A 25,299-nucleotide genomic window follows, 5' to 3' on the forward strand; every position below is an offset into this window, starting at 1 on the left:
CAAGATTGTGCCAGCGGCCTTTGACCTCTGGCACAAAGCTTTATTGTTTGGTTACATCTTTGAGATGCAGCAGGAATGACGGCTGGAGCTTGAAGCCCTGAACTGCAGCTGTGGTGACAGCGTTTTGTTTCCAATTGGCAACAAAGAGCCATGGCGCATCGTCGTGCACGATAGACTGGATCTCGCCGTAAAGCTTGCCGCGCTCTGCCTGATCGGTCGATGTGCGGGCCTTGGTCAGCAGTTCATCGACTTTCGGATTGGAATAATAGCCCGAGTTAAAGCCGCCTTTGTCCGGCAGGGCTTCTGTGCGAAGCGTGAGAAATGGAACCGTGTCTGGATCATTGGTCATCCATGCCATTTCAGCCATGTCTGCCTTGCCATCGAGGCCGGAATTCACACGACCAAGAAAGGTGTTCCACTCGTAGGTTTCAATCTTCACCTTGAAACCGACGGCTTGAAGATCAGCCTGAATAGCTGCGCCCATATTGATCGGGTCAAGCATCCCCGAGCCACCTTCTGTCACATAGAATGTAAGTTCAGGATTGGTCGCGCCTGCTTCCTGCAACAAGGCCGTGGCTTTTTCCGGATCGTAAGGATAGGGCTCGGTCTTATCATCAACCCAGTTGAATGCAGGCGGCACGGGACCAGCCGCGACTGTTGCAGAACCTTGCAGGACATTATCGACAAGGCCCTGTTTGTTGACTGCATAATTTGCAGCCTGACGAACTTTCTTGTCGGCGAACGGTCCGCTTTTCGTGTTGAGAATGCTGAACCAGACATGCGGCCCCGCCTGTTCTGCGACGGCGAAATTTGCATCCTGCTTGAAGGTTACGAGATTATCCGGCGGCACCTCGACCATGATGTCGATGCCACCTGCCATCATTTCAGCAACGCGCGTATTGGCGTCGGTGATGGGACGGAAAACAATTGCATTCAAGGTCGAAGCCTTATCCCAGTAGTCGGGATTACGCTCGACGACCACGCGCTGGCCAGACTGCCATTCGGCAAATTTGAATGGGCCGGTGCCCGACGGATGGCGACCAAATTCAGCGCCATATTGTTCGACGACGGCTGGCGAAACGATGAGGCCGGTTGGATAGGCGAGGTTAGACAGGAAGGGCGCGAACGGCTCTTTCAGCTTGAACTCGACTGTGTTTGCATCCACGGCATTGACGCTTTCAATGGATTCAAAGTTAAAGGAGAGGGGGAACGGGCCGGTATTGTAGAACGGATGATCCTTGTTCAGCATCCGCTGGAAGTTGAATTTGACCGCTTCCGCGTTGAAATCCGAACCGTCGTGGAATTTCACGCCCTGTCGCAGCTTGAATGTATAGGTTTTGCCATCGTCCGAAATGGTCCAGCTTTCAGCAAGCGCCGGCTCGATTTCCAGAGTGCCATCCTTATAGCGCACCAGACCGTCATAGATGTTCACAAGGATGCGGAAATCATTGGTCGCCGTGACCGTGTGTGGGTCAAGCGATTGCGGTTCAGCAATCTGCCCGACGATCAGAACATCGGGCGGTGTCTGCGCGCCAGCGTGAAATGTCGCTGAAGCCAGAACCAGAGTGGCCGCTGTCAAAACGGCGCGCAATAACCTCTTCATCAGCGGTTCCTTTCGTATGGACATACCTGCCTGCAAATCTGTCAGTATATAATTGTAGGGCTGAAAAAATGGATATCAACAAATTGTAGAAATTAATTTCTTAAGTCTATAAGTTCAAATTTATAAAATTTATCTCACCTAATATCTAACAATTTTATATCAGGAAAAATACAAATAATTAGTTATTACTTGTTTTTAAATAAAATTTATTATTATTATTACGTAATAATGAGAACTATATTTTGTATTTGGATGGGATGAATTTCTTGATTATTCAAATAATCGCAATAAATTCAATTACACTATGTAGCCGCGTGCCAAGAGACCTTTTAAATGAAAAACCCAGCAATAGGCCGGGTTTTTAATTGTAGCGATTAATCGCGATGCTCTGGCATTTCTTTTAGCTGGTCTTTGGTCCAGTTCGTCACAGCGTGAACATTTCCGCTTTCATCGCGCATGAAATCAAGATCGGTTAAAGCTACCGCCACGGGCTTAGCTCCAATACCAAGAAAACCTCCCACATCAACAATCACTTGACTTGCAGAACCCATACCATGGACGTGATCTACTTTACCGATTTTTTGATCATCGGCTCCATAAACAACTGCCCCCTCCAGAATGGAAGGTGTCAGCTCTGTTGATAAAAGGCGCGTATGTTTACTGTGATCCATAATAGGTTCTCCTGATAACTTTTCACCGCTCTTAGTCATAAGAAGCATCAATTGATGGTTTCGGTATAAGAGCGACTGAAGATTGGTATGAGAATTGACCAAGAAGCCTTCAACTCTCTATTTCATATCGATGGTCAGAAGTTTTTGACCATCGATATGGTCTATGATCGCGTGCTTTATAGATAACGACTGCGCTCACGTTGTACTTCATCAGCCGTGTATGGTGCTGCGGCCGTATCAAATCGCTGCCACCCATCTTCGGTATAAACGCGGCGGCGCTCTACAAGGTCGACGCGATTTGCACGGGAGAGAATAGCCTCTGCTTCTGCGTAGCGATCGTCAGGCACTTTTGCAGTGACCACAGTGCCGCCACGTCTTACACCTTCTGCATAGAGATGTGCGTCTTCTTCAGGCACTCCCGCTTCAGTGAATGCACCGATTAATCCGCCTGCTGCACCACCAACAACGGCACCTCCAACTGCGCCAGTAAGTGTTGCCGCTAACCAACCTGCCGCAACGACAGGTCCGACACCTGGAATGGCCATAATGCCGAGACCAGTCAGCAATCCACCCGCACCACCGACTGCAGCACCGATACCTGCACCAACGCCAGCACCTTCAGCAGCATTGCTTTCTTTCTCATGGTCGCGTGAAACAATGCTGATGTCGGACGATGGAATACCAGCAGACTCGAGTTCTGAAACAGCTACCTTAGCTGATGAATAAACATCAAACAGACCTGTAACGGTTCGCATTTTAATCTCCCTTAATTAAATGATTTTTCAAGTTAAATTACATAGCCTTTTTTGTAACATTTCCCTGATAGTCGAGCTGAACGGACACCTTGTCCGCTCCCTTCATCGCGGAAGCTTCCCAGATTCCTGCTTCTGTCAGTTTAAGATCGTTTACTTGAGAATAGCCTGCTTCTTCGAAACGTTCTTTTGCTTGCTCTTCTGTGAAGCTATTTTTACCTGCTACCGGAGCTGTTGGGTTATTCGTTTCTGGTGTTGCAACAGCTGGCGTTTCCGAACTTTTTGCGTCCTGTGAAAAGGCAAAAGTTGGCGCGAATGCCATCGCGCTAGCAAAGGCTAACGTTATAATTTTCATAATATTTCTCCCTGATATTGGACTGAATGTATCAGTATTAAGAAAACGTTTTAAACACTATTGAGTTCCACGTCGTTTTCAAAGATGGCAGAAAATTTGGCTTTCTAATGCCAACTAGTTTTTAAGTTCTTTTCCAATAAATCCGCGTTGAAGCTCGTCGGATACCAATTTGATTGCGGTCGCAGCCTCCGCGGGCGCCCAGCCAGCGTTGACCGCTTCGTTAATCAGGTCGCGAACACCAGGTACACTTGTTCCCAAAACAACTGCAGCAGCTTCCTCTTCAGAATGTCCTGTCAGAGTGGTGCGTTTAATGAGATCTACAATTCCTTGCGATACAGCGTCTTTGCAATCGCCCTGCCTGCCGGGATAATCACCCGCTGATTTGGGACTTTTCATTGACGTCCTTCCTTCAGACTTAATAGGATAAGTTTAGTCTTCAGATCGATCCTTGTATGGCTCGTTTGGAAGCTGCTTTCTTGCGCTGCCAGGAGCGTTTCCCTGCTCATGTGTAGGGCGCATTTGTTGATCTCTCGGTTCAACTGATGATGGATCTGCTGACTTATCCGGGCGATGTAGATCCGGATCAGACCAAGGGGACTTTCTCTTATTCATTTTCTCTCCTATGAATAAAACCCCGCCGAAGCGGGGTTATTCGATTTAAGCAGCTTTTAAATTGATTTTCGTTTCTGCAAGCTTGGTGAGATCCTTATCGGTCTGACCTTCTTCCTGGAGTGTGGCATCTAACAGCGTGGCAATGTCTTTATGTCCAAGCTCTGTAGCCCACCGCTTTAGGGTGCCATATCGGGTAATCTCGTAGTGTTCGACCGCCTGCGCTGATGAAATAAGACCAGCATCAAGCGCCTTGGTTCCCTTAAACTCTTCAATGATTTCTTCGCCCTCAGCAATAATGCCCTCAATAGCATCACATGTTTTGCCTTGAGCTCGCCTGCCCAGAATTTCAAACACCTGCTGAAGGCGTTCAATGTGTTCCTGGGTTTGGTCTTTATGCTTTTCAAAGGCCGTTTTAAGCTCAGGAGACGATGCGGCGCGTGCCATCTTCGGTAGCGCTTTCACAATTTTTCGCTCAGCGTAATAGATGTCCTTGAGCGTATCGTAAAAAAGATCGTCGAGCGTTTTTTCTTTTGACGTTGGCATGGTTCTCTCCCTTAAATTTGGTAGAAAGCCCCCGCCTGTAGGTAATGCAATTGCAACTCATAAGTTCCGCGATTTTCGTGATAGTGCTCGTGAACCCGTTTACGAAAAAATATTATGTCGACGCGACTATATAAAAAACCTGAGTACCCGCTATTCAACAATGCGATGCTTTGGTAAAGAATTCTCTATGGCTGTTTGCATACTGTTCAATGGTGTATAATCAGAGCTGCGAATTGTTTGAACACCAATTCGATGAACGGTCTCTGAAATAAGATTGTCAGTGCCTTTGATTTCGAACTGATCGACCTGATCTATTAAAAGCGAAATTGTCGTCTCAACGATTTGCATTCTCAAACGCTCGTTCGGAGTGTAGAAGCTCGCTTTTTTATACAGCAACCGCCTCAAATTGAACGGGTCGGTGTCGCATGCAGTGTTGGGGAGAACCATGGTGCTCCTCCTTCCTGGCAGGCAAGAGCAAATATAAACCCTCAGCCGTCACTGCCTACTTATTCAGATTGGTGACGATGGAACGAGCATACGCCCACATAATCCAGAGTCAACCTCTTGCACATTATGCGAGTCAGAGAGCGTTTCTGCCAGAATTTGCAGTCACCACCCCGAACTCCATTTCTTGACGGTTCGCAATACGGTTTCATTCTTTCGCCATGCTGTTTGAACGATCAAATATTGGAAATCCAGCATCAAAACGCGGCAGCGAAACAGACCCAATTGCTCTCAAAGTAAATTTACGTCTAGCTTTAATCTGCCCGGCAGACCGCATCCCTTTCAATTTCCAATGGAACCTTAACCTTGAAAGAGGGTTGATATTTGTAGGAAACACAATTGGAGGAATTGTTATGAAAATCTCTGCCCTTCTACTTGCCAGTGCAATGGTGCTCGTACCAGCAATTGCTGGTGCACAGGCAACTCAAACACCCAACACTGATGCGCCGGGCGCAACGAACACCCCGACACACGATGACAAAACACCTGATGCCGGCCAGAACAGCATAACCGAGGCGCAGGCAACTGAGTTGTTCGGGAAAGCAGGATACACTGACCTCACAGGATTAAAGCTCAACGATCAGGGGGTATGGGAGGCTTCCGCTATGAAGGACGGTAAAAACGTAATGCTCTCGCTTGATGCAGAGGGCAAGGTTTCAGAACATATGATGTAGGCTTGTAAGCGAATTTTTTGAAAGCCGCTTTGGCGGCTTTCAAAATTAATACCCCTAATAATCCAACAAGAAGGATTGAAGAAATGAAACCTGAATCTACTGATCCACTGACGCATGACAAGGACGTTAAATTTCTAACTGAGAATTCTGATCTTTCCCCTCTTCAGGCAAAAGAATTGATCCAATCACTTGGACGTGATCACCCTGAATTGCTCAAAGAAGCGAAGAAATTCAAAGCGGAAAGCTGACGGGTGTAGCAAATAAATACTTTCAATTTTAGCCATCTTTCAAGAAAACAAGAATTAAACGGAATCTGAACGCACTGCGTCTGGGAAATTCAATTTTGTTTAGTCGATGCTGGCGTCCAGAAATCTTGGTTATATGTGCGGTATGCGGCTATGGCAACAGATAAGCTTTCTTTGTACAGAAGTAAGCGCGACTTCAGCTTAACGACTGAACCGAAGAATTCAACGTTAAAAAACCGTTCGAAACAAAGACGTTTCGTCATTCAGAAGCACGACGCGACCCGGCTTCACTATGATCTTCGACTTGAACTGGATGGCGTTTTCAAATCCTGGGCAGTCACAAAAGGACCGTCACTTGATCCTCATGACAAGCGCCTAGCAGTCGAAGTTGAGGATCACCCGCTCGATTATGGCGACTTCGAAGGGATAATCCCAAAAAAGCAATATGGTGGGGGTACCGTTATGCTATGGGACCGGGGTTACTGGGAACCTGAAGGCAATAGAACACCGCAAGAAGCCCTTGAGAAGGGCGATCTTAAGTTCACCCTTGAGGGCGACCGCTTACATGGCAGTTTCGTGCTGGTGCGCATGCGCCATGATCGCAATGGTGGTAACCGCATTAACTGGCTGCTGATCAAACACGAAGATGAGTTCTCCGTGGCAGAGAATGGCGCAGGTGTCCTCGAGAAGTACTTTAAGTCGGTGGCGTCCGGACGCACGATGGAGGTTATCGCGTCTGGTACAGGCAGAAAACCAAAGCCATTTATGACGACAAGCGCCGGCGTCGAGGCAGATGCTGTGTGGGATAGTAGTCGTGGTCTGGCCGCTGAGGAGCGCAAGACCGGTGGAAGAGTTAAGCGCCCCTCTGAAAAGCGGAACGAAAAATTGGCTCCTGTTCGTCGCGAGATTGCCGGTAACGCATCAGTTATGCCTGCATTTATACCACCGCAATTGTGCAAGACCTTGGCGCGGCCGCCATCTGCCCCTGGCTGGCTCCATGAAATCAAGTTTGATGGCTATCGGCTGCAGATGCGCATCGAACGCGGCACGGTTACCCTGAAGACGAGAAAAGGCGTCGATTGGACGATAAAGTTCCGTGCCATCGAAAAAGCAGCATGCACGCTTCCCGATGCAATTATCGATGGAGAAATTTGCGCGCTCGATGACCACGGGGCACCGGACTTCGCAATCCTGCAGGCAGCTCTTTCAAAAGAGCAAACAGATGCCCTGGTATTCTTTGCCTTTGATATGCTGTTTGAAGGCCATGAGGACACACGTGAACTGCCGCTTTTTGAGCGCAAGCATAGGCTTGAGGCGCTTTTATCAGACACAGGTGAGAATACGCGTATTCGATTTGTTGAGCATTTTGATACCGGTGGAGATGCCGTTCTCAACTCCGCCTGTCGCCTGTCACTTGAGGGGATCATTTCCAAAAAAGCCGGTGCGCCCTACCGCTCGGGCAGGAGCCAGTCCTGGACGAAATCCAAATGCCGTGCCGGTCATGAGGTGGTAATCGGTGCCTACGCTAAAACCAATGGCAAGTTTCGGTCTTTATTGGTAGGCGTCAATCGCGACGGCCAATTCGTCTATGTTGGTCGTGTCGGAACGGGGTATAGTGCCAAAGTGGTGGAGGCCATTTTGCCCAAGTTGCAAGCGCTGGAAACATCTACGTCGCCGTTTACAGGCTTGGATGCTCCGAAAAGCCATGATGACATCGTCTGGCTTAAGCCCGAATTGGTGGCCGAGATCGAATTCGCCGGATGGACAGGTGACGGTCAGATACGTCAGGCCTCATTCAAGGGCTTGCGCGAAGACAAACCTGCGGAGGAGGTTGAGACTGAGACACCGACAAATCCCGAAGAGACTGATTTACCTGAACCGGAGAAGGCCAGACCCCATCCCAAACGTTCTGCCAGAGGCGGCAAGGCGCAGGTGATGGGGGTGATGATTTCCCATCCCGACAAGCCGTTATGGCCCGATACCGAGGATTGCGCGGCGGTTAGCAAGGTTGAGCTTGCTTTATATTACGAGGCCATAGGCCCCTGGATGATAGAACATTTAAAGGGTAGGCCATGTTCGATCCTGCGGACACCCGATGGCATTGAGGGTGAACAATTTTTTCAGCGTCATGCCATGAAAGGCATGTCAAATCTCCTGGAACTTGTCACCATAAGCGGTGACCGCAAGCCCTATCTGCAGATCGACCGGATTGAGGGGCTCGCTGCCATCGCTCAGATCGGTGGTACAGAGCTTCATCCGTGGAATTGCCACCCGGGCAAACCCGATAATCCAGGTCGTCTGGTCTTCGATCTGGACCCCGGTCCTGGTGTCGCGTTTGCAAATATCGTTGCCGCGGCGCGAGAGATACGTGACCGGCTGGAGGAACTTGGTCTTTTGAGCTTTTGTAAGACCACCGGCGGTAAAGGCTTGCATGTGGTCACGCCGCTTGCCTCGTACAAAGGGAAGGGCGAAGGCTGGGATGCGGCAAAGATGTTTGCTCACGATATTTGTAAGCAAATGGCACGAGACAATCCAGACCTTTACCTGATCAAGATGGCGAAAAACCAACGCGAGGGCCGTATTTTCCTCGATTATCTGCGAAATGACCGCATGGCGACAGCTGTTGCGCCGCTTTCACCCCGCGCCCGCCCGGGCGCTCCCGTCTCCATGCCACTTAATTGGTCGCAGGTCACACCCGACCTCGATCCGAAACGTTTCAATATTAGCACTGTGCCAAGGCTCTTATCAAACATAACTGCCTGGCAGGATTATAATCAGAGCCAACGACCGCTTGCAGAGGCTATAAAGCGGCTAGCCAATATTAACGGGGCCTGAAGTATCAACGGCAAGATTTACTTCCGCGGCTGCTTTTGTTCAGCGAGGGATTTGCGCAACGCATCCATAATATTGATCACATTGTCAGCTGGTTCGTGGGACTGTTTTTTTGCTCTGCTTTTCGCCGGCTTTTTAAGCATCTTTTTCCGAGTTTCAATAATATCGAGCAGCCGATCCTGCACAGGATCAATTACCATACTGGCATCCCAATCCTTTGTCTGGCTTTTAATTAGTTTCTGTACCAACTGCATCATATCGGCATCTGGCTTTTCTTTACTGACGCCTTTGAAATAACTTTCCTCATCACGAACCTCGTCACCGTAGCGCAAGGTCCAGAGCACTATGCCTTTGCCCCGGGGCTCCAGCATCACAGCGCGTTCGCGGCGGGCGATGACCAGCCGGGATATGCCTACCATTTTCTGCGCTTCCATCGCATCACGAATGACGGAGAATGCCTCTTGGCCGACCGGTTCATTTGGAGACAAATAATAGGGCGTATCGAGCCAGATCCATTCGATGCTGTCGCGCTGTATGAAGGTTGAAATATCAATGGTTTTGGTACTGTCGAGGGACACATTCTCTAACTCGTCATCTTCCAGTATCACGTAGTCAACTTCACCACGCTTATACCCTTTGACCTCGTCCTCTTCCCTGACGGTTTTTCCTGTCACTGAATCCACATATTGACTAATGACACGGTTACCGGTTGGCCGATTTAGCGTGTGGAAACGAACCCGCTCACTTTCGGATGTTGCGGGTACCATTTGAACTCCGCAGGTCACGAGTGACAGCTTCAGATACCCCTTCCAGTAAGAACGAATGGCCATGGTGAGTTCCTATCAGCTTGCCTTACGGCCCTTCGGAGCGTTATGCTTCGGTTTTGCGGCAGTCTTTTGTTCTTGTTCGCCCGAGTTGACATTGGCCGCTGGACGCTTGGACTTTCTCTTGTTCGTATCCATAGCAGCACTTTCACGCAACGCCTTGAGAAGATCGGCTGGCTTTGAGGCAGCGGGAGTTTTTCTTCTTGGAATCGACCGGCCTTCCATCTTGGCTTTTACAAGTTCATTCAGCGCCTCGTCGTAGCGGTCTTCAAACTTGGTGATATCAAATGAGCTGGTCTTCGTTCCAATGATATGCTTTGCCAGCTCGAGCATCTCGCCTTTGATCTTGAGATCGGGAAGTTCCTCGAAAGCTTCTTCGGATGCGCGTACTTCATAATCGAAATTCAGCGTTGTGGCGATCAACCCTTCACTGTGCGGACGGATTAAGACCGTTCGCAGCCGACGAAACAGCACGGTTCTCGCAACCGCTGCAACCTTTTGCTTTTTCATGCCGTCGCGTAAAAGTACAAAGGCCTCTATGCCTCTTTTATCGGGTGCGAGGTAATAGGGTTTGTCAAAGTAAACATTGTCGACCTGCGAGCAGGGAATGAATGTATCAATCATCAGGGTCTTGTCGCTGTCTGGGACTGCTGCTGATATTTCATCCGGCTCCAACACGACATAGCGACCATCGTCGATCTCATAACCCTTGACCTGTTCGTCGCGATCTACAACATCACCGGTTTCGCTATCGACAAACTCCCGTCTTACACGGTTTCCGGTTTTGCGATTTAGAATGTTAAAACTTATCCTGTCTGAAGTAGATGCAGCAGTGTAAAGCGCCACGGGGCAGGACACTTCACCGAATTTGATGAAACCTTTCCAGTTCGCTCGCGGAGCCACCATGGTGGTATTCCTTCTGTTCATCCCAGCAATAAAAGCGAGAGATTGACTGCCACTAATTCTCAGAGATCATGGGTGAGGGCTCAACTTTTCCGACGCTGAACGCAATTTGCTCACTGATTGATCAATCATCTGGATATCTTCCACCGTGACGACCGGTATAGGATCGGACGCCATAGCCTCCAGAACATCTGTCGAAAGACAGTTGTTTCGCAAGACCCACTCCATCGCCTCGCGCGTTTCCCGCTCAGCGCGCAGCTGGGCATAAAGGGCAAGGATGAGCCGATCGCGGGCATCGAATGAATTTCCTTGCGATTTTATCGGATTTTTTGACATGGCCATTGTCCCACAATTACCCTATTCCACGGCCGCCTGTTGCACCATAAACCTCACCATTGATGAAGCTTGCTTCTTGCGAAGCGAGCAAGACATAAATGGGGGCTATCTCAACAGGTTGACCGGGGCGTCCAAAGTCACTGCTTTCTCCAAAATGACGCACCTTTTCATCGGGTTGCCCACCACTTGGTTGAAGCACTGTCCAGAAGGGGCCGGGTGCCACAGCATTGACACGCACACCTTTCTCAATGAGTTGTTTAGAAAGGCCTTTGGTGTAAGCAACAATGCTTGCTTTGGTCGTAGCGTAATCCAATAGGATATGTGAAGGGTCATATGCCTGGATTGATGCGGTAGTAATAACCGAAGCCCCTGCATAAAGGTGCGGGGTGGCCGCCTGGGTAATCCAATGAAGCGCATAGAGATTTGTTTTCATCGTTTTGTCGAAGTCAGCGCTCGACAATTCGCTGATATCCTCGCGGTATTGTTGTCTGGCGGCATTGATGACGACGATGTCCACGCCACCAAGATCACGAACGGCCATTTCCACCATATTTCGGCACCATGCCTCGTCTGATACGTCCCCTGGAAGCGATATGCCAATCCGACCTTCTGCTTTTATAAGATCGATTACGGTTTCCGCATCGGATTGCTCTTCCTCAAGGTAAGAAATCGCTACATCAGCACCTTCGCGAGCAAACGCAATTGCCACTGCGCGACCGATCCCTGAATCACCGCCGGTGATCAGAGCCTTTCGTCCTGCCAGCTTTCCCGAGCCTTTATAGCTTTTCTCCCCGTGATCTGGGGCTGGAAGCATGTTTTCAACCAGTCCCGGCATCGGTTGTGGTTGCGCATCAAAGGGTGGAGCCGGATATTGAATGCGTGGATCCTGCTTTGTAAGGCGGTCCCTCATCATATTGTCCTCCATATTGCGAATTAAAGGCTCGCTCGAATTGCACGTCCGATGCGAGTAATTAAATGCTTATAAAGGTAACGTTCGCCTTCTCACGTCGTTCCACAATGCGAGAGGATTTTAGGCATAAGCTGTCATTTTAGCGCGAACAACTCCGCGTCGGGGTCTCGAGCTCCATTAATTGCGGTAGAGATTATCTCCGCAGCAATCTGGCTGAAAGTAATACCATTGCCACCAAATCCCATCACACAGTAGACATTTTGCAAATCAGGTACTGGGCCAATCAACGGCAGTCCTGTGGTTGTTGAGCCGAAAGCGGCAGCCCATCGGTATTCCACTGGTCCAATATCAACACCAAGCAGTTTACTCACTTTTCGCTGGATGGTCTTCTCTTTTTTATGCAGTTTTGCTTCAGAGTGATAAGCGCTGGCGTTGTTCTCATCTTCACCGCCCGCGATCAAACGTCCCTGATTATCTGTTCTCAGATAAAGATAGGGGTCGGATGCTTCCCAAAGTATATGGTTTTTCAGCCAGTGGGGAAGGGCGACGCCTGCTTTACTCGCTATCGCCCATGTTGAAATGATCTCGTGTTTTTTGTTGGCAAGGCTCTGAAGAAACTCATAACCAGTACAGAATACGACATGTCCAGCGGATATTAGTTTGCCTGCTGCAGTTCCCAGAAAAACCCTCTCTTTGAAGGCCTTTATGTCAGTGATTTCTACTCCGCTCACGATTTCAGCCCCATGCCTGGCCGCGTGACGTAGCAATCCAGCGGTCAACTGACCGGGGTTGGCGGATGCTGATATGTCACTCAAAATGGCGCCACTACGCTCAATAGCGTAGAGCTTTTTCATGCCAGCCTTATCAATGAACTGCGCGCCTATTCCAGCTTTTACACGTGCTTCCATTTCAATTTTAAGACCGCGAGCGCCCATTTCATCACCTGCAACGTAGAGTGCCTGTCTGCGTAGCATTGAGCAGGAAATTTCAAGCGAGCGAACAATATCTTCGAGTTTCAGCACAGCTTTTGCGGAACGCAACCAGGCCCTGTTTGCCTGTTCTTCTCCGATCATTGTTTGAAGCTTATGTAAGGGCACATCAATTTCGTGCTGGATCATTGCTGTGCTGGCAATACTACTGCCATGGACAGGAGTACGTTTATCAATGATGAGTATGGACTTGCCGGGTTTGACGAGAGCTTGCGCAACGAGCGCTCCGCTAATGCCGGCACCGACAATTACAATATCATAGTGATCGATGGAAACATGGCTTGTGCTCCGTACAGTGATACGAGGACTATCGATCCATAGGGGGCGAGAATCTCGCAGATCACGAGCCTTCGTAAGTTTTTGTTCTGTCATGACGTTCTTTCATAAGCAGCTATTATGGCTCTGTGTAGCCGACCGCATGAATAGTGAGTGTGCCGGACGATGGGTTGGTTTTAAAAAACAAGATCCCCGTTTCATGGGATTCAGATGCGACATAATCGAACGTTATGTCAGAGCTTTCAGTGCTGCTGGATGAGGAAATGTCTCCGCGAACATGCACTTGGGCGGCTGTTGAAAGAGAAGTGTTACGAAGATCAAACGTTACGCGATAAACTTTGTTCATAGAGTTTATCGACATGATCGATATGTCGAACTGAGGCTCTTGAACTTCATATCGATAAATGTCCCGGCCAATCCATACGAAAAGGGCAGTGACCAACAAAGTGCAAATTCCGCCTGCCACCCATTCTAACCAATGAGGTCGAGCGGTTTCGGTATGTTTATTGCCTATGGATTTTGTCATCGGTCAATCACAATATGAGACGTGCGGCGGCAGCGCCGATGGAGGCGGGGAATCCGAGGATGACGGCGGCAGTAAGTATTTGGGAGAGGGATGTGTGATCGAGACGTTCAAAAGTCCACAAGGCATAAATGCTGACCACAATGGCGATGACGTATCCAGGCATTGTGAAGCGGATGAAGGGTTCCCACCATGGCATTCCCTCTGAGATGCTATGTGAGCCCTTAAAATGAAGCGCATACACAAAGCCGTGCATCAGGGTAACGGAGATAAGGGCGATACAGGCAGTATGAAGCGGGCTGATCTTATATGCAATTAGGATCATCTCATCAGTTGGGGCGACATTGAGACTGAGAAACAGCGACCCAACCAACATCATGAAAAGCTCATGCAGATATCCGGTTTCGCCTTCATATTCACCGTCTTGCTTGTCCCGTTCTTCCGAGCGCAATCCAAGCTGACTGCGTCCGAGCAGTGCGCCGATACTGGCTGGCACAGACTGCAAAGCAATTTTGGCCACCATTATGCTGATGGTCAACTGGTCATCAATAACGCCCAGAAAAAGCAAAATGGCGGCACTTACGGCGATACCCAGCCCATAAGCTATTACGGCATCACGCAATGCTTCATGCCAAGTGGTGGTCTTTTCAAACCCAATCCGCCTGGCGAGCACCCAGAGCAACGGCAAATTGAGAATGCAAAGTAGCAGCAGACGCGAGCGATTTACGTATAGGCCAAGGAACCACATTTCCATAGTCATCAACATCGGCAGAGCGAAAAGGAGTGCCCCTGCAACTCCTCGCGCGATACCGATAATAAAGTGACTGGCTTTATGGTCCCCAGGTCTGCCTGCTGCAATTGCCACCATGAAAAGCCTCCAGCTCCATGTCAGCATTAACGCTTGTCTCAGACACTGGTTCCCGGCTCAGCTCGACGTATCGATAAGTGCGATGCCAAACTCTGGACGATAGCGACGTCGCAACACTTGAGGTGTCTCCCTGATGATCACTTCAAGCGTTGGCCTTACATACCCTTTGACAAAATGGCCGCCCCGCGTGTGCCCGTCTGCCAGACCGAGAACGGCATGCAAATGTGGATTTGGTTTTCCCTTCTCATCTAGCGTGATATCGCCTATCAGGCTCAAAACCTCGCTTTGAGCGTCGACGGGAATATTTACATAAGATTTTGATGTCAGATCGAAAAAGGCTAGCATGGCAGTCTCGAACGCGCCGATGGCTGTAACTGAAGCGGCAGCAATATCTTGTTTGATTGAGAAGTCTCTTATGGTTTCGGAAGCTTCTTCACCGGGGTCAACGATAAGCATAAAAACACGTTCATCGTCATTTAATAACAGTTTGCTTTGCATAATCTTAATCCCGTTCTCTCCAGTAGAGGGCTCAACCAAGTAACTTACCAGAGAAGATATGCAATCTGTCAGCTAACGCGGCGCAGATGACACCCTTCTTCGATTTCTTCGACGATCTTGTTCACAAATGCATCAAGATCGTCCGGCGAACGGGATGTGATAATACCCTGATCGACCACAACCTTTTCGTCCGACCACACGCCACCGGCATTTCGCACATCTGTCTTAATTGAGCCGTAGGAAGTTACATTTCGTCCTCTGATCGCATCTGCTTCTATCAACAACCAGGGCGCATGGCATATCGCGGCAACGATTTTGCCAGATTGGGTAAATTCGCGCACAACACGCATGGCGTTTTCCTCAGTTCGCAGTTTATCAGGATTAATCTGACCACCCGGAAGCACAAGCGCATCGAAGTCTTCAACATTGACGTCCTCTGCCAAAAAATCGACGTTGACTGAATCACCCCAATTTGCGTTGTCCCAACTCTTGATCGCACCGCTTTGAATGGACGCGATTTTTACGTTTGCACCACGGCGCTGCAGTTCTTCATAAGGAACACGGAGCTCTGAACGTTCATAACCGTCAGTTGCCAGAATAACGATTTTTGCATTTTTTATAGCTGTCATATTTTGGTCCTTTCCAATTTCTCGGTATTTAATCCATGTCGTTTGATGGCAGAACATTAGACATCTTAGCATTGGGATCTATTGAGAATTTCTAGCAGGCGGAGCGCGCACTGGACGGGTAAGAAGCTCGTCTGCCGTTTCGTTGGCCATCAAGGGAAAACGGAAAAATCCTGATGTTCTTCAGCACCGTCGAGTCCGTTTGACACAGCGCGGCTCCTGTTAAACCAACGTAAGCAAAGAGGGATTGTTCCGTAGATTGTGCCAGTCCGTCGTATTAAACTTTTTAGTTAGGGGCGGCGGAGCTGAGTTTGATTTATTAAGCAAGTAGTTCGAAAGCGCAGAGATTTTAAACAAGCACCAATTCGGGGTGAAGTTATATCCCCGTTTGCTCAGCCATCGCTGGCTGAACACTTTTTAGGCTGGTATTTCAATGCCTCTAAAGCACTATGAAATGGCAGAATATTGCGTGTTGTAAAAATATATGTCTACTAGTGCACTGACGTGTTTATAGCTTTAAGCTATTGATTTGACCTTATTAATGAGCGGGATACGAATCATGCTGTTGTGTTGCGCTCAAGCGCCTCAGTCTGCAATAAGTTTTTCAAGGCTTTCAAAGCGTGATGGCTGTTATTTCAGTCCGTGCAACTGCAACATCGCCGCGAGACAGCCATGAAAACAAACCACCGTTTCATCCGGTCAGGAAGGCTATTAGGCCTTGATGTCGGTGTGGCCATAGGCCTCGCTGCCGCGTTATTGTTCTTTGCGATCAGCGGCGTTCTGACCTATTTCAATTTTCAAGGTATCCGCGAAGCAAACCAGAAAATTGTTCAGACCCATCAGGCTATTGTCTCCCTGCAAAGCCTTTTCTCAAAGCTGCAGGATGCAGAAACGGGCCAGAGAGGGTATCTTTTAACTGGTGAGGTTAGTTACCTTGCTCCTTACCAGACAGCACGTAGCGCGATCGATAATGAAATCGCAAAGGTTGCTGAACGTACGGGGGAAAACTTAGGACAAAGCGAAAGGCTTGATAATCTCAGGCAGCATGTCAACGCTAAGCTCGGTGAATTGGCCGATGCAATTGCGCTCAGGAGAAGCGGTGGATTTGATGCTGCGCTCGCTCTGGTTCGCTCTGATCGCGGTAAGCTCGAAATGGATGCTATTCGCAATAGTATTAACGCAATGTCAGAGGTCGAGAACAATGTACGCAGCGAACGCTTATCAGAAATGGCAAAGGCGCAGCAACAAGCGCTAATAAGTACGGTTCTTGCGGCAGTCCTCGGTATAATTCTTACATTGGTAGTCGGGTACCTCATTCGGAACGCATCCCTTAGACAATACCGCGATGAATGGCTGCAGACTGGTGAAATTGGGCTCGCATCGGCAATGATCGGCGATCAGCGCATTGATGAATTGGGTGAAAATATCCTCGACTATCTGACGCAATATACGGGCGCTGTGGCGGGAGCTTTTTTCAGCGGCAGTGGTGGCCAATATCGACTGGGCGCTGTTTTGGGCGTACCAGACACGAATAGTGTGCCTGAAGCTTTTGCTGCACGCCAAGGATTGTTAGGGCAAGCAGCGGCAAAAGGGGATCTGATTGTTCTCAACGATGTTCCAGACGGATATCTGGCCTTTGGATCAGCACTGGGCAGGGACAAACCCCGTCATCTCGTCATCATTCCAGCGGCCTTAAATGGCATGGTCAACTCAGTAGTAGAACTTGGTTTTCTGGAACGAGCAGACGAAAAAGTAGTGACGCTGTTGAACAGGGCTGCCGAAACCATCGCGGAGAGCGTCCAGGCTGCAGCATATCGTGATGAGTTGCAGAATTTGCTCGAAGAGACACAGCAACAGTCTGAAGAGTTGCAGGCTCAGGGCGAAGAGCTTCGTGTTTCCAACGAAGAACTCGAAGAGCAAAGCCGGGTCTTGAAGGAATCGCAGTCGCGGCTCGAGCAACAACAAGCTGAACTTGAGCAAACTAACAGCCAACTTGAAGAGCAGGCAAACCAACTGGAACTACAACGCAGTGATCTGGAACGTGCGCACGCGTCAGTGCAGATGAAAGCCGATGAGCTTGAACGCTCCAGCCAGTATAAATCTGATTTTCTAGCAAACATGTCGCATGAGCTGCGCACACCGCTGAATTCGTCGTTGATCCTTGCTAAGCTTCTTGCGGACAATCCCGACGAGAACTTGACTCAAGACCAGGTCAAATATGCGCGAACCATCCAGTCTTCGGGCAATGATCTTCTCAATCTCATTAATGACATTCTTGATTTATCAAAAATCGAAGCCGGTCACGTTGAAATTCATCCTGAAGTCACGCCTCTTGCACGTCTTTCGACGGGTCTGAAGCAGCTGTTTCAGCCGTTGGCAGATGAAAAAAACCTTAAGCTCGTTATCGACATTGATGATCGTCTGCCGAAATCGTTTGTCACAGACCCTCAGCGACTGGATCAAATACTTAAAAATCTTCTCGCCAATGCCATCAAATTCACTGAACGTGGACAAGTCGAGGTGTCAATCCGACTACAGGAAGGGCAACAAATCAGCTTTTCCGTAAAAGACAGTGGCATTGGGATATCTTCAGACCAGCTCAAAAGTATCTTCGAAGCATTTCATCAAGCGGACAGCACTATCAGCCGACGATTTGGCGGCACTGGACTTGGTCTGTCTATCTCAAGGCAGCTTGCCAGATTGTTGGGTGGCGCAATAAGTGTGGAAAGCACTCTCGGACAAGGCAGCAATTTCACCGTCACTTTGCCGCTGCGATATGAGCCTGGCGGGAATAGCGCGTTGCCCCTCACGCAGGTTGTTGCGGCGGGAGAAACGCCCACGAACACGCCAGTCACATCCAAGAGCTTGCCACAACCTTTTCATTTGGAAGACGATAGGGATGCGCTCACTGATGACAAGCGTGTTCTTCTGGTTATCGAAGACGATGACACATTCGCCGCAATTGTGCGCGATCTGTCTCGTGAGATGGGGTTTCATTCTGTTGTGGCCCGCACAGCAGAGGAGGCCGTGCGCTTAGCGCGTGAGTTTTCGCCAAATGCTATCGTGTTGGATGTTGGCCTGCCTGACGAGTCCGGTTTATCAGTTCTCGATCGGTTAAAAAATGACGTGCGCACCCGTCATATCCCAATCCATGTCATTTCTGCGGGCGATCATACCAGAACCGCTTACGCGCTTGGCGCTGTTGGTTATCTTAACAAACCAGTCAGTCGTGAGGAGCTTGTTGATGTTCTGAGCCAGCTGCAAAATCGAATAACCAAACGTGTACATAAGGTTCTCATCGTTGAAGATGATGAGCGGCAGCGTGAAGCGGTTGCAAAACTTTTAAGTTCAAGCGATGTTGAGACTACAACTGCCGGCAATGTGGCCGAATGCCTCGATCTGCTGCGCGAGCAGACTTTTGATTGCATGGTGCTGGATCTTTCTTTGCCCGATGAATCAGGCTTCTCACTGCTTGAAACACTTAGCAATGAAACTGCCTACGCATTTCCACCAGTGATTGTTTATACCGGAAGAGAACTTTCCAGCGAAAGTGAGCAGAAACTCCGGCGGTATTCCAAGTCAATTATCATTAAAGGTGCAAAGTCCCCCGAGCGACTGCTCGACGAAGTCAGCCTTTTCCTGCATCAGATCATTTCTGAATTGCCCGCAGAACAGCAACAGATGATCCGCAAAGCGCGTCATCGCGATGCGATGCTTGAGGGTCGTCGTATTCTCGTCGTTGAGGACGACATCCGTAATGTTTACGCACTCACGAATATTTTGGAGCCGCGTGGTGCCCAGGTCATTATTGCCCGCAACGGCCAGGAGGCTATCGAAGCACTCAATCGGTCGCTCGAAAATGCTGAGGCACGTATTGATCTTGTATTGATGGATGTGATGATGCCTGTCATGGATGGATTGACAGCTACAAAGGAAATTCGTCGAAATCCAGCCTGGAAGAAACTGCCCATTGTAACGCTGACGGCTAAAGCGATGCCTGATGATCAGCAACGCTGTATTGAAGCCGGCGCAAATGACTACATGGCGAAGCCGCTGGATGTTGATAAACTCTTGTCACTTGTTCGGGTCTGGATGCCGAAATGACAGGGCCACTTGAACACGGCTCCGCTGAAGAAATTGAGATCAGGCTGTTGTTGGAGGCACTCTACCTTCGATACCATTATGACTTCCGCAGCTATTCGCTTGGTTCGATCAAGCGTCGGCTTCGGCAGGCACGCGAACAGATGGGCTTTGCCAGTTTTTCTGCGATGCAGGAAAGTGTGTTGCATGATGCAACCATGCTTCCGCATTTGCTGCGCTACCTCACAGTTCAAGTCAGCGATATGTTCCGTGATCCAAGCTATTTTCGAGCCATTCGCGAGCATGTTGTGCCGCATTTGCGAACGTATCCCTCACTCAAGGTTTGGATTGCTGGATGCTCGAGTGGCGAGGAGCTTTACTCCATGGTCATTCTTTTTCGTGAAGAAGGTTTGGAGGAGCGAACGCTCTTTTACGCTACCGATATTAATCCGGAGGCGCTCCAAGCGGCCGAGGCCGGTGTCTATCCGATTGATCGTGTGCAGTCGTTCACTTCCAATCACCAGCAATCAGGCGGTTTGACATCGCTATCTGACTATTATCAGGCTGCATATGGTAGGGTTTCGTTTGATAGGTCACTGCGTCGAAACGTTGTGTTCTCGGATCACAGCCTCGCGACCGATGCTGTTTTTGGAGAGATGCACCTGATTTCATGCCGTAACGTGCTTATCTATTTTGATCATGACCTGAAAAATCACGTGCTGGGCATGTTCAAAAGTTCCTTAGCCCATCGTGGATTCCTGGGATTGGGGGCAAAAGAAAGCGTTCGCTTTTCTCGCTATGCGGACACCTACGCTGATTTTGTGCGTGAGGATAAAATTTATCAGAAGGTTTCGTCATGACGGTCTCCAAAACGCAGGCCGTGGTCATCGGTGCGTCGGCGGGAGCGTTTGATGCATTGTCGGCGATCCTGCCCTCTCTGCCGGTCACTTTTCGATTGCCTGTGATGGTCGTGGTGCATCTTCCGCCAGACAAGCGCAGCTTGATGGCTGAGCTTTTTCGGCATAAATGCATACTGGCGGTGGAAGAGGCTGAAGATAAGCACCCACTGTGTTCTGGCACAATCTATTTCGCACCGCCTGATTATCATATGCTTGTTGAAAGGGACCATACACTGTCGCTTTCCAAGGATGCACCTGTCCTCTATTCCCGTCCATCTATCGACGTTCTTTTTGAAAGCGCGGCCGATATCTTCGGGCCCAAACTGCTGGGCATCGTGCTGACAGGCGGCAATGAAGACGGTGCCAAGGGTTTACAGTCTATAACGGCGGCGGGCGGAAAAACACTGATTCAGGACCCCAAAAGCGCCTTCGTACCAACGATGCCAGAGGCTGCTATCCGCTCTTGTCCGGATGCCAAAATTTTATCGCTCGAAGCGATAGCGCAATATTTGAGAGAGGTTTAGGTCAACACATGGAACCCATTTCGTTTCTTCTCGTTGACGATCTTGAGGAAAATCTTATCGCCTTGGAAGCATTGCTTCGCCGGGATGGCTTGAGGATACTGAAAGCCAATTCCGGTGATCAGGCACTTGAACTGCTTCTTCAACACGATATTGCTCTTGCTCTTGTCGATGTTCAGATGCCTGGGCTCGACGGTTTTCAGCTTGCAGAACTTATGCGCGGAAACGAGCGCACACGTCACGTTCCAATCATTTTCGTAACGGCTGGTGGTGGTGGACAGCGCCGTTTTCAGGGTTATGAAGCAGGAGCGGTAGACTTCATACAGAAACCTATCGAACCGGATGTCTTGCGCAGCAAGGCCGATGTTTTTTATGAATTATATCGGCAGCGGCAACAGCTTGCTTTTCAACGCGACGAGCTCGCTGTTCAGGCTGCGGCCTTGCGCCAATCAGCGCAGGAAAAAGACATTCTTCTTCAAGAAATCAATCACCGCATTAAAAACTTGTTTGGCTTGACATCTGGCTTGATATCACTCTGCGCTCGATCCACAGATAACATTGATGAGCTGGTCAACAACTTGCGGTCTCGCATGCAAGCCCTTGCGCGGGCGCACGAACTCACCCTTCCCGTACCCGGAACGAGTGAAGCCAACGAGAGATCCACATCCGTGGTGGCGCTTATTGAAGCAATCCTCGCGCCGCACAATAATGAACAAAAGTCAGCTGTTACAATTACCGGAACCGATGCAGTGCTTTCCGGTAAGGCACTGACGTCACTGGCTCTTTTGTTGCACGAGTTGACCACGAACTCTGCAAAGTATGGCGCGCTTTCTTCGCCAGAAGGCCAACTGGCGATTGAGATTAATCTGGGCGCAGAACTCCTTCAGCTTCATTGGAGAGAAATCGGCGTCAAAATGCTATCCGAACAACCTGAGCGTCAAGGATTTGGGGCCACGCTTGAAAAGGCCACCGTGCAAGGTTTGAATGGGACGATCTCTCGTGATTGGTGTCCAGATGGATTGTCTTTGGTTCTTAAAGTTCCATCAGCCCAACTTAACCCCCACCTTTAAAATTAAATTTAAAAATAGTCAGTCGGCGAGGGATCGTTTTAGCCTGATGCGTGTTCTCAATTTGAAAAGCATTTTAAGGAAGTTTAATGACTGACAACAGCATTCCCTTTGCCCTCGTGGCCGAAGATGACGTCATAATCCGCATGGATGCTGTAGATATTCTAGAAACAGCAGGTTTTCGCGTCAAAGAAGCCGGTAATGTTGAAGAAGCATTAGAATTGCTGAACGACGATCCAGAGAGATTCCGTCTTTTGTTTACAGACGTACAAATGCCGCCAAGTGAGCAGACTGGTTTTGATCTCGCCCGCCATTGTTCAAAACATTGGCCTCACATAGGAATTTTAATTGCTTCCGGGATGATGGTGCCAGAAGACAATGATCTACCGGATGGAGCCATTTTTGTGAGAAAGCCATTCAGTTCGCACGTGATCTACAATCATCTTCAAGTTATTCTGCCTGACGGTAAAAAACCTGAGCCACTGAAAAAAATGGCGATTTAATCCAAGAGTTAAAAATGTGCTCGGAGCGTGAATGTAACCCCACTCGTTCATACTTCAGATCAACACTGCCTTGAGCTGAATAACCGAGCAGGTGCGTTGTAATTTTAAATCTTCACTAGTTTATTCTGAAGCGATGACCAGTTGCCCTGAAACCTCCCCTCACCCAGTGTTGAACGCGTTCGTATCTGGTGTTGAATCGATCTGCATATTACGTGATGTATTAGGAGTTAAACCATAACTCTAAGCATTTGTTCCGAGTGCACTGAGCCCCAACATTGGACCGCCGGGAATTAGAATTTTCCGGCTCTCACCCCAATGGCTGGCTGATAACGCCATCGGGATTATGCAAGGCAACTGGTACGTTATATCCAATTGCCGAATGAGGACGATCCTCATTGTAGTGTCGCCGCCAAAATGGCTCGAACCGTGCACGCGGTCATCAAAAGCGGCGAAATTTATCGTCCCTTTCATGAGGGGGCGATCCACAGCGGAAGGGCCCTTCTCTGACAGGGCCGTGGAGGCACGGGCAATTGCCGCGACCTCGTAGATAATGTTCAGGCCTTCGCGCGGCAGCAAAAGGATCTCGTCTTAAGGACGGTGAGAGCCACGATAACGCGTACTCTGTGTTTGTTATCGGAGACCGTTCGTTGATGATCGGAGCGGCCTGTATCATAATCCAACACATCGGTAAAAAGACCGACGCGATAATGACCTGTTGCTAAATTGGGCGTTTATTTCGAATATAGGACGTTTAAGCATTCCCGCCACAAGATCACGTTTCCGGGCAGGCCTTAAAGTTTTCGGCGTATGACGTCCTGCAACATCTCACGGTAAAGCGTTAGATTGGCAACAATCTTCTTCAGACGGCTGTTCTCGTCTTCCAAAGCACATAGCCGCCGCATCTCATCAGGCATAAGACCTGCGCATTTCTTCTTCCAATTGAAATAAGTCGCCTGGCGGATCCCAATCTTGCGACAGATATCTCCTATCGACAACCCGTCATCCCTTTGCTTGAGAATAAACACCTTCTGGGCATCTGAAAACTTCGATGCTTTCATACTTTCCACTCCTTTTCCCAGCCGAAAAAAATTGCGCGAAAAACTCTAATTATAAAACGGTCCAGTTTTGAGGGAGCATAGCAAGCGGGTTTGGTTTTTAGAGAGCGATGCTTAATCAAATACCACAACAAGAAAATCGACTTTTGTCGCTTTAGAACAATTTTTGTTAGTATCAGCATAGACTTTGCTTTTCCGCATGTTGAAAGTGATATTTGGGTAGTTAGCGTCTTTGAGGGGTCGATTCAGCATTTATTACAAAATGAAGATTACTGATTCTTTTGCAGAAAGCATTTATTGCTGTGTATAGGTATTTATAAATTTTTTAGATAGCATCGTTTGAGAATATTACGTGTCAGTTGATCTTATTTTGTAAGTGCCTGAACTCGTTAATTATTGACCCTTGAAGCTCATTCGCGAATTGAGGAGAGCGTCATGGTTGCAGTTGTCACGAATAAGGCGAGTGGTAGTTCGCGAACAGTAACTGGTAATGATATTATTCTTTCGGCGCCGAGCGTCGTCAAAATTTCTTTAAATCCAAAATCTATTTCTGAATATCAAAGAATTGGAGATGACCTCCTCATCAGATTGCATAATGGCGATACAATTCGCATCGTTAATTATTACACACATTATAGCGACGGTCAGGACAACGACCTCGTCCTGCAAGATGAAAACGGCCAGCTCTGGGCTGGTAATCACAGCGATGGGCTGGCAGATTTTAATTTCTCGGAAATTCAAGGTGTTGACCAGCTTGCAGGTGGCGGTGGCGATCTGGGGCCGGTCCTGCTTGGGCTCGCCGGTTTGGGAGCTTTGGGTGCAGCGATTGGTGCTGGTTCTGGAAGCGATAATAATGATGATAGCGACGCAGACGCTGATGCTGACGCAGATGCAGATGCAGATGCTGACGCCGATGCTGACGCAGATGCCGATGCAGATGCGGATGCTGATGCTGATGCCGACGCCGATGCTGACGCTGATGCTGATGCCGATGCTGACGCTGATGCTGATGCCGACGCGGATGCTGACGCCGATGCCGACGCGGATGCGGATGCTGACGCTGATGCGGATGCTGACGCCGACGCTGATGCGGATGCAGATGCCGATGCTGATACTGATGCACCAGACGCTCCTGAAGTAACAATAGGTGAAGATGGACGCACGCTCACTATCACTGGTGAGCCGAATACAACTGCTACTATCTACAATTCTGCGGGCGTAGTGATTGGAAGGGTTGTACTTGATGGTACAGGTGAAGCGACCTATCAGCTTGAACAGACCAATGGTCAGGAAGTTACCGTAACTCTTACCGACGCTTCCAATAATGAGTCACTTGAGACCGAAGTGTCAGTTCCTGACACGCTGGCACCTGATGCGCCATTGGTTGAGCTTGCAGTTGGCGAAGACGGTGTCACGCTTACAATTACCGGTGAGCCTGGTGCAACAGCAACGATCACCGCAGCGGATGGTTCGCCACTTGGCACGGTTGTTCTGGATGGTGAGGGCGCAGGTTCGATCCTTCTTGAACCAAGCGACGCTCAGAATGTGACCGTCACGCAGACAGATGTTGCAGGCAATGTCTCGGATGCGGCTGTCGTTCCGGTTCCAGATACCCTGGCACCTGATGCGC

At 49.1% G+C, this 25,299-nt stretch carries 25 protein-coding genes and 2 pseudogenes; 9 read left to right on the forward strand and 18 right to left on the reverse strand.

The annotated features are described in order from the left end of the window. Positions 1 to 40 precede the first annotated feature (40 nt). From WH356_RS22015 to WH356_RS22045, 7 genes are all read right to left on the reverse strand, one after another. Positions 41 to 1,603: an ABC transporter substrate-binding protein gene (locus tag WH356_RS22015; RefSeq protein ID WP_339514699.1), complete on the reverse strand. Its 1,563-nt coding sequence runs from the start codon at positions 1,601 to 1,603 to the stop codon at positions 41 to 43. A 374-nt stretch (positions 1,604 to 1,977) separates the two neighbouring features. Next, on the reverse strand, positions 1,978 to 2,274 hold the full coding sequence (locus tag WH356_RS22020) for a PRC-barrel domain-containing protein (protein ID WP_339514701.1): 297 nt from the start codon (positions 2,272 to 2,274) through the stop codon (positions 1,978 to 1,980). Positions 2,275 to 2,450: 176 nt separating this feature from the next. Further along, positions 2,451 to 3,029, reverse strand: coding sequence for a hypothetical protein (locus WH356_RS22025; RefSeq protein WP_339514703.1), 579 nt, complete (start codon positions 3,027 to 3,029; stop codon positions 2,451 to 2,453). A gap of 37 nt (positions 3,030 to 3,066) precedes the next feature. Continuing rightward, positions 3,067 to 3,381 (reverse strand): PepSY domain-containing protein, encoded by a 315-nt coding sequence (locus WH356_RS22030; protein ID WP_339514705.1) that lies wholly within the window; start codon positions 3,379 to 3,381, stop codon positions 3,067 to 3,069. Between the two features lie 114 nt (positions 3,382 to 3,495). Beyond that, positions 3,496 to 3,777: a hypothetical protein gene (locus tag WH356_RS22035; protein WP_339514706.1), complete on the reverse strand. Its 282-nt coding sequence runs from the start codon at positions 3,775 to 3,777 to the stop codon at positions 3,496 to 3,498. A gap of 261 nt (positions 3,778 to 4,038) precedes the next feature. Then, a complete protein-coding gene (locus tag WH356_RS22040) occupies positions 4,039 to 4,536 on the reverse strand; it encodes a YciE/YciF ferroxidase family protein (protein ID WP_339514708.1) in 498 nt (165 codons plus the stop codon). Between the two features lie 150 nt (positions 4,537 to 4,686). Next, a complete protein-coding gene (locus WH356_RS22045; protein ID WP_339514710.1) occupies positions 4,687 to 4,983 on the reverse strand; it encodes a hypothetical protein in 297 nt (98 codons plus the stop codon). Between the two features lie 410 nt (positions 4,984 to 5,393). Here WH356_RS22045 and WH356_RS22050 point away from each other — a divergent pair, with 410 nt between their 5' ends. From WH356_RS22050 to ligD, 3 genes are all read left to right on the forward strand, one after another. Further along, on the forward strand, positions 5,394 to 5,714 hold the full coding sequence (locus WH356_RS22050) for a hypothetical protein (protein WP_339514712.1): 321 nt from the start codon (positions 5,394 to 5,396) through the stop codon (positions 5,712 to 5,714). A 17-nt stretch (positions 5,715 to 5,731) separates the two neighbouring features. Further along, positions 5,732 to 5,962 carry a hypothetical protein gene (locus WH356_RS22055; protein WP_339514714.1) on the forward strand — a complete coding sequence of 77 codons (231 nt, stop codon included), beginning with the start codon at positions 5,732 to 5,734 and terminating at the stop codon, positions 5,960 to 5,962. Between the two features lie 150 nt (positions 5,963 to 6,112). After that, positions 6,113 to 8,794 carry a DNA ligase D gene (gene ligD / locus WH356_RS22060; RefSeq protein WP_339514716.1) on the forward strand — a complete coding sequence of 894 codons (2,682 nt, stop codon included), beginning with the start codon at positions 6,113 to 6,115 and terminating at the stop codon, positions 8,792 to 8,794. A gap of 17 nt (positions 8,795 to 8,811) precedes the next feature. On the opposite strand, the gene ku (WH356_RS22065) is transcribed toward ligD, so the two are convergent. The 9 genes from ku (WH356_RS22065) to WH356_RS22105 form a co-directional block, all read right to left on the reverse strand. Continuing rightward, positions 8,812 to 9,621, reverse strand: coding sequence for a non-homologous end joining protein Ku (gene ku / locus WH356_RS22065; protein WP_339514718.1), 810 nt, complete (start codon positions 9,619 to 9,621; stop codon positions 8,812 to 8,814). A 12-nt stretch (positions 9,622 to 9,633) separates the two neighbouring features. Next, complete coding sequence (ku, locus tag WH356_RS22070; RefSeq protein WP_339514719.1) at positions 9,634 to 10,521, reverse strand: non-homologous end joining protein Ku; 888 nt, start codon at positions 10,519 to 10,521, stop codon at positions 9,634 to 9,636. A gap of 66 nt (positions 10,522 to 10,587) precedes the next feature. Then, positions 10,588 to 10,854 carry a hypothetical protein gene (locus WH356_RS22075; RefSeq protein ID WP_339514720.1) on the reverse strand — a complete coding sequence of 89 codons (267 nt, stop codon included), beginning with the start codon at positions 10,852 to 10,854 and terminating at the stop codon, positions 10,588 to 10,590. Between the two features lie 16 nt (positions 10,855 to 10,870). Then, positions 10,871 to 11,764, reverse strand: a complete 894-nt coding sequence (locus WH356_RS22080) for an SDR family oxidoreductase (RefSeq protein WP_339514745.1) — start codon at positions 11,762 to 11,764, stop codon at positions 10,871 to 10,873. Positions 11,765 to 11,898: 134 nt separating this feature from the next. Next, positions 11,899 to 13,125: an NAD(P)/FAD-dependent oxidoreductase gene (locus WH356_RS22085; protein ID WP_339514721.1), complete on the reverse strand. Its 1,227-nt coding sequence runs from the start codon at positions 13,123 to 13,125 to the stop codon at positions 11,899 to 11,901. Between the two features lie 22 nt (positions 13,126 to 13,147). Then, on the reverse strand, positions 13,148 to 13,555 hold the full coding sequence (locus WH356_RS22090) for a TIGR02588 family protein (protein WP_339514722.1): 408 nt from the start codon (positions 13,553 to 13,555) through the stop codon (positions 13,148 to 13,150). Positions 13,556 to 13,562: 7 nt separating this feature from the next. Further along, positions 13,563 to 14,420 (reverse strand): TIGR02587 family membrane protein, encoded by an 858-nt coding sequence (locus tag WH356_RS22095; protein ID WP_339514725.1) that lies wholly within the window; start codon positions 14,418 to 14,420, stop codon positions 13,563 to 13,565. Positions 14,421 to 14,477: 57 nt separating this feature from the next. Continuing rightward, complete coding sequence (locus WH356_RS22100; protein ID WP_339514727.1) at positions 14,478 to 14,918, reverse strand: PPC domain-containing DNA-binding protein; 441 nt, start codon at positions 14,916 to 14,918, stop codon at positions 14,478 to 14,480. 68 nt (positions 14,919 to 14,986) lie between these two features. Continuing rightward, positions 14,987 to 15,547 (reverse strand): type 1 glutamine amidotransferase domain-containing protein, encoded by a 561-nt coding sequence (locus tag WH356_RS22105; RefSeq protein ID WP_339514729.1) that lies wholly within the window; start codon positions 15,545 to 15,547, stop codon positions 14,987 to 14,989. A gap of 669 nt (positions 15,548 to 16,216) precedes the next feature. On the opposite strand from WH356_RS22105, the gene WH356_RS22110 reads away from it, so the two are divergent. The 5 genes from WH356_RS22110 to WH356_RS22130 all read left to right on the forward strand — a co-directional run bounded on the left by WH356_RS22110 (position 16,217) and on the right by WH356_RS22130 (position 22,614). Next, positions 16,217 to 19,648 (forward strand): response regulator, encoded by a 3,432-nt coding sequence (locus WH356_RS22110; protein WP_339514731.1) that lies wholly within the window; start codon positions 16,217 to 16,219, stop codon positions 19,646 to 19,648. Further along, positions 19,645 to 20,484, forward strand: a complete 840-nt coding sequence (locus WH356_RS22115) for a CheR family methyltransferase (RefSeq protein WP_339514732.1) — start codon at positions 19,645 to 19,647, stop codon at positions 20,482 to 20,484. The genes WH356_RS22110 and WH356_RS22115 overlap by 4 nt, the downstream gene beginning before the upstream one ends. Then, positions 20,481 to 21,047 carry a chemotaxis protein CheB gene (locus WH356_RS22120; protein WP_339514733.1) on the forward strand — a complete coding sequence of 189 codons (567 nt, stop codon included), beginning with the start codon at positions 20,481 to 20,483 and terminating at the stop codon, positions 21,045 to 21,047. Before WH356_RS22115 ends, WH356_RS22120 begins: the two co-directional genes overlap by 4 nt. Before the next feature lie 8 nt (positions 21,048 to 21,055). Further along, on the forward strand, positions 21,056 to 22,114 hold the full coding sequence (locus WH356_RS22125; protein WP_339514734.1) for a response regulator: 1,059 nt from the start codon (positions 21,056 to 21,058) through the stop codon (positions 22,112 to 22,114). 86 nt (positions 22,115 to 22,200) lie between these two features. Beyond that, positions 22,201 to 22,614 carry a response regulator gene (locus WH356_RS22130; RefSeq protein ID WP_339514736.1) on the forward strand — a complete coding sequence of 138 codons (414 nt, stop codon included), beginning with the start codon at positions 22,201 to 22,203 and terminating at the stop codon, positions 22,612 to 22,614. Between the two features lie 307 nt (positions 22,615 to 22,921). Here WH356_RS22130 and WH356_RS24150 read toward each other — a convergent pair. Together WH356_RS24150 and WH356_RS22135 are read right to left on the reverse strand one after the other, a co-directional pair. Beyond that, positions 22,922 to 23,002, reverse strand: a pseudogene (locus WH356_RS24150) (hypothetical protein); the annotation flags it as partial. 368 nt (positions 23,003 to 23,370) lie between these two features. Beyond that, positions 23,371 to 23,672 (reverse strand): annotated as a pseudogene (locus WH356_RS22135) (transposase); the annotation flags it as partial. Between the two features lie 432 nt (positions 23,673 to 24,104). Here WH356_RS22135 and WH356_RS22140 point away from each other — a divergent pair. Further along, the coding region (locus tag WH356_RS22140; protein WP_339514738.1) for an Ig-like domain-containing protein at positions 24,105 to 25,299 on the forward strand (1,195 nt) is incomplete at its 3' end.

The organism is Ochrobactrum sp. MYb379, assembly GCF_037479515.1.
Lineage (GTDB): Bacteria > Pseudomonadota > Alphaproteobacteria > Rhizobiales > Rhizobiaceae > Brucella.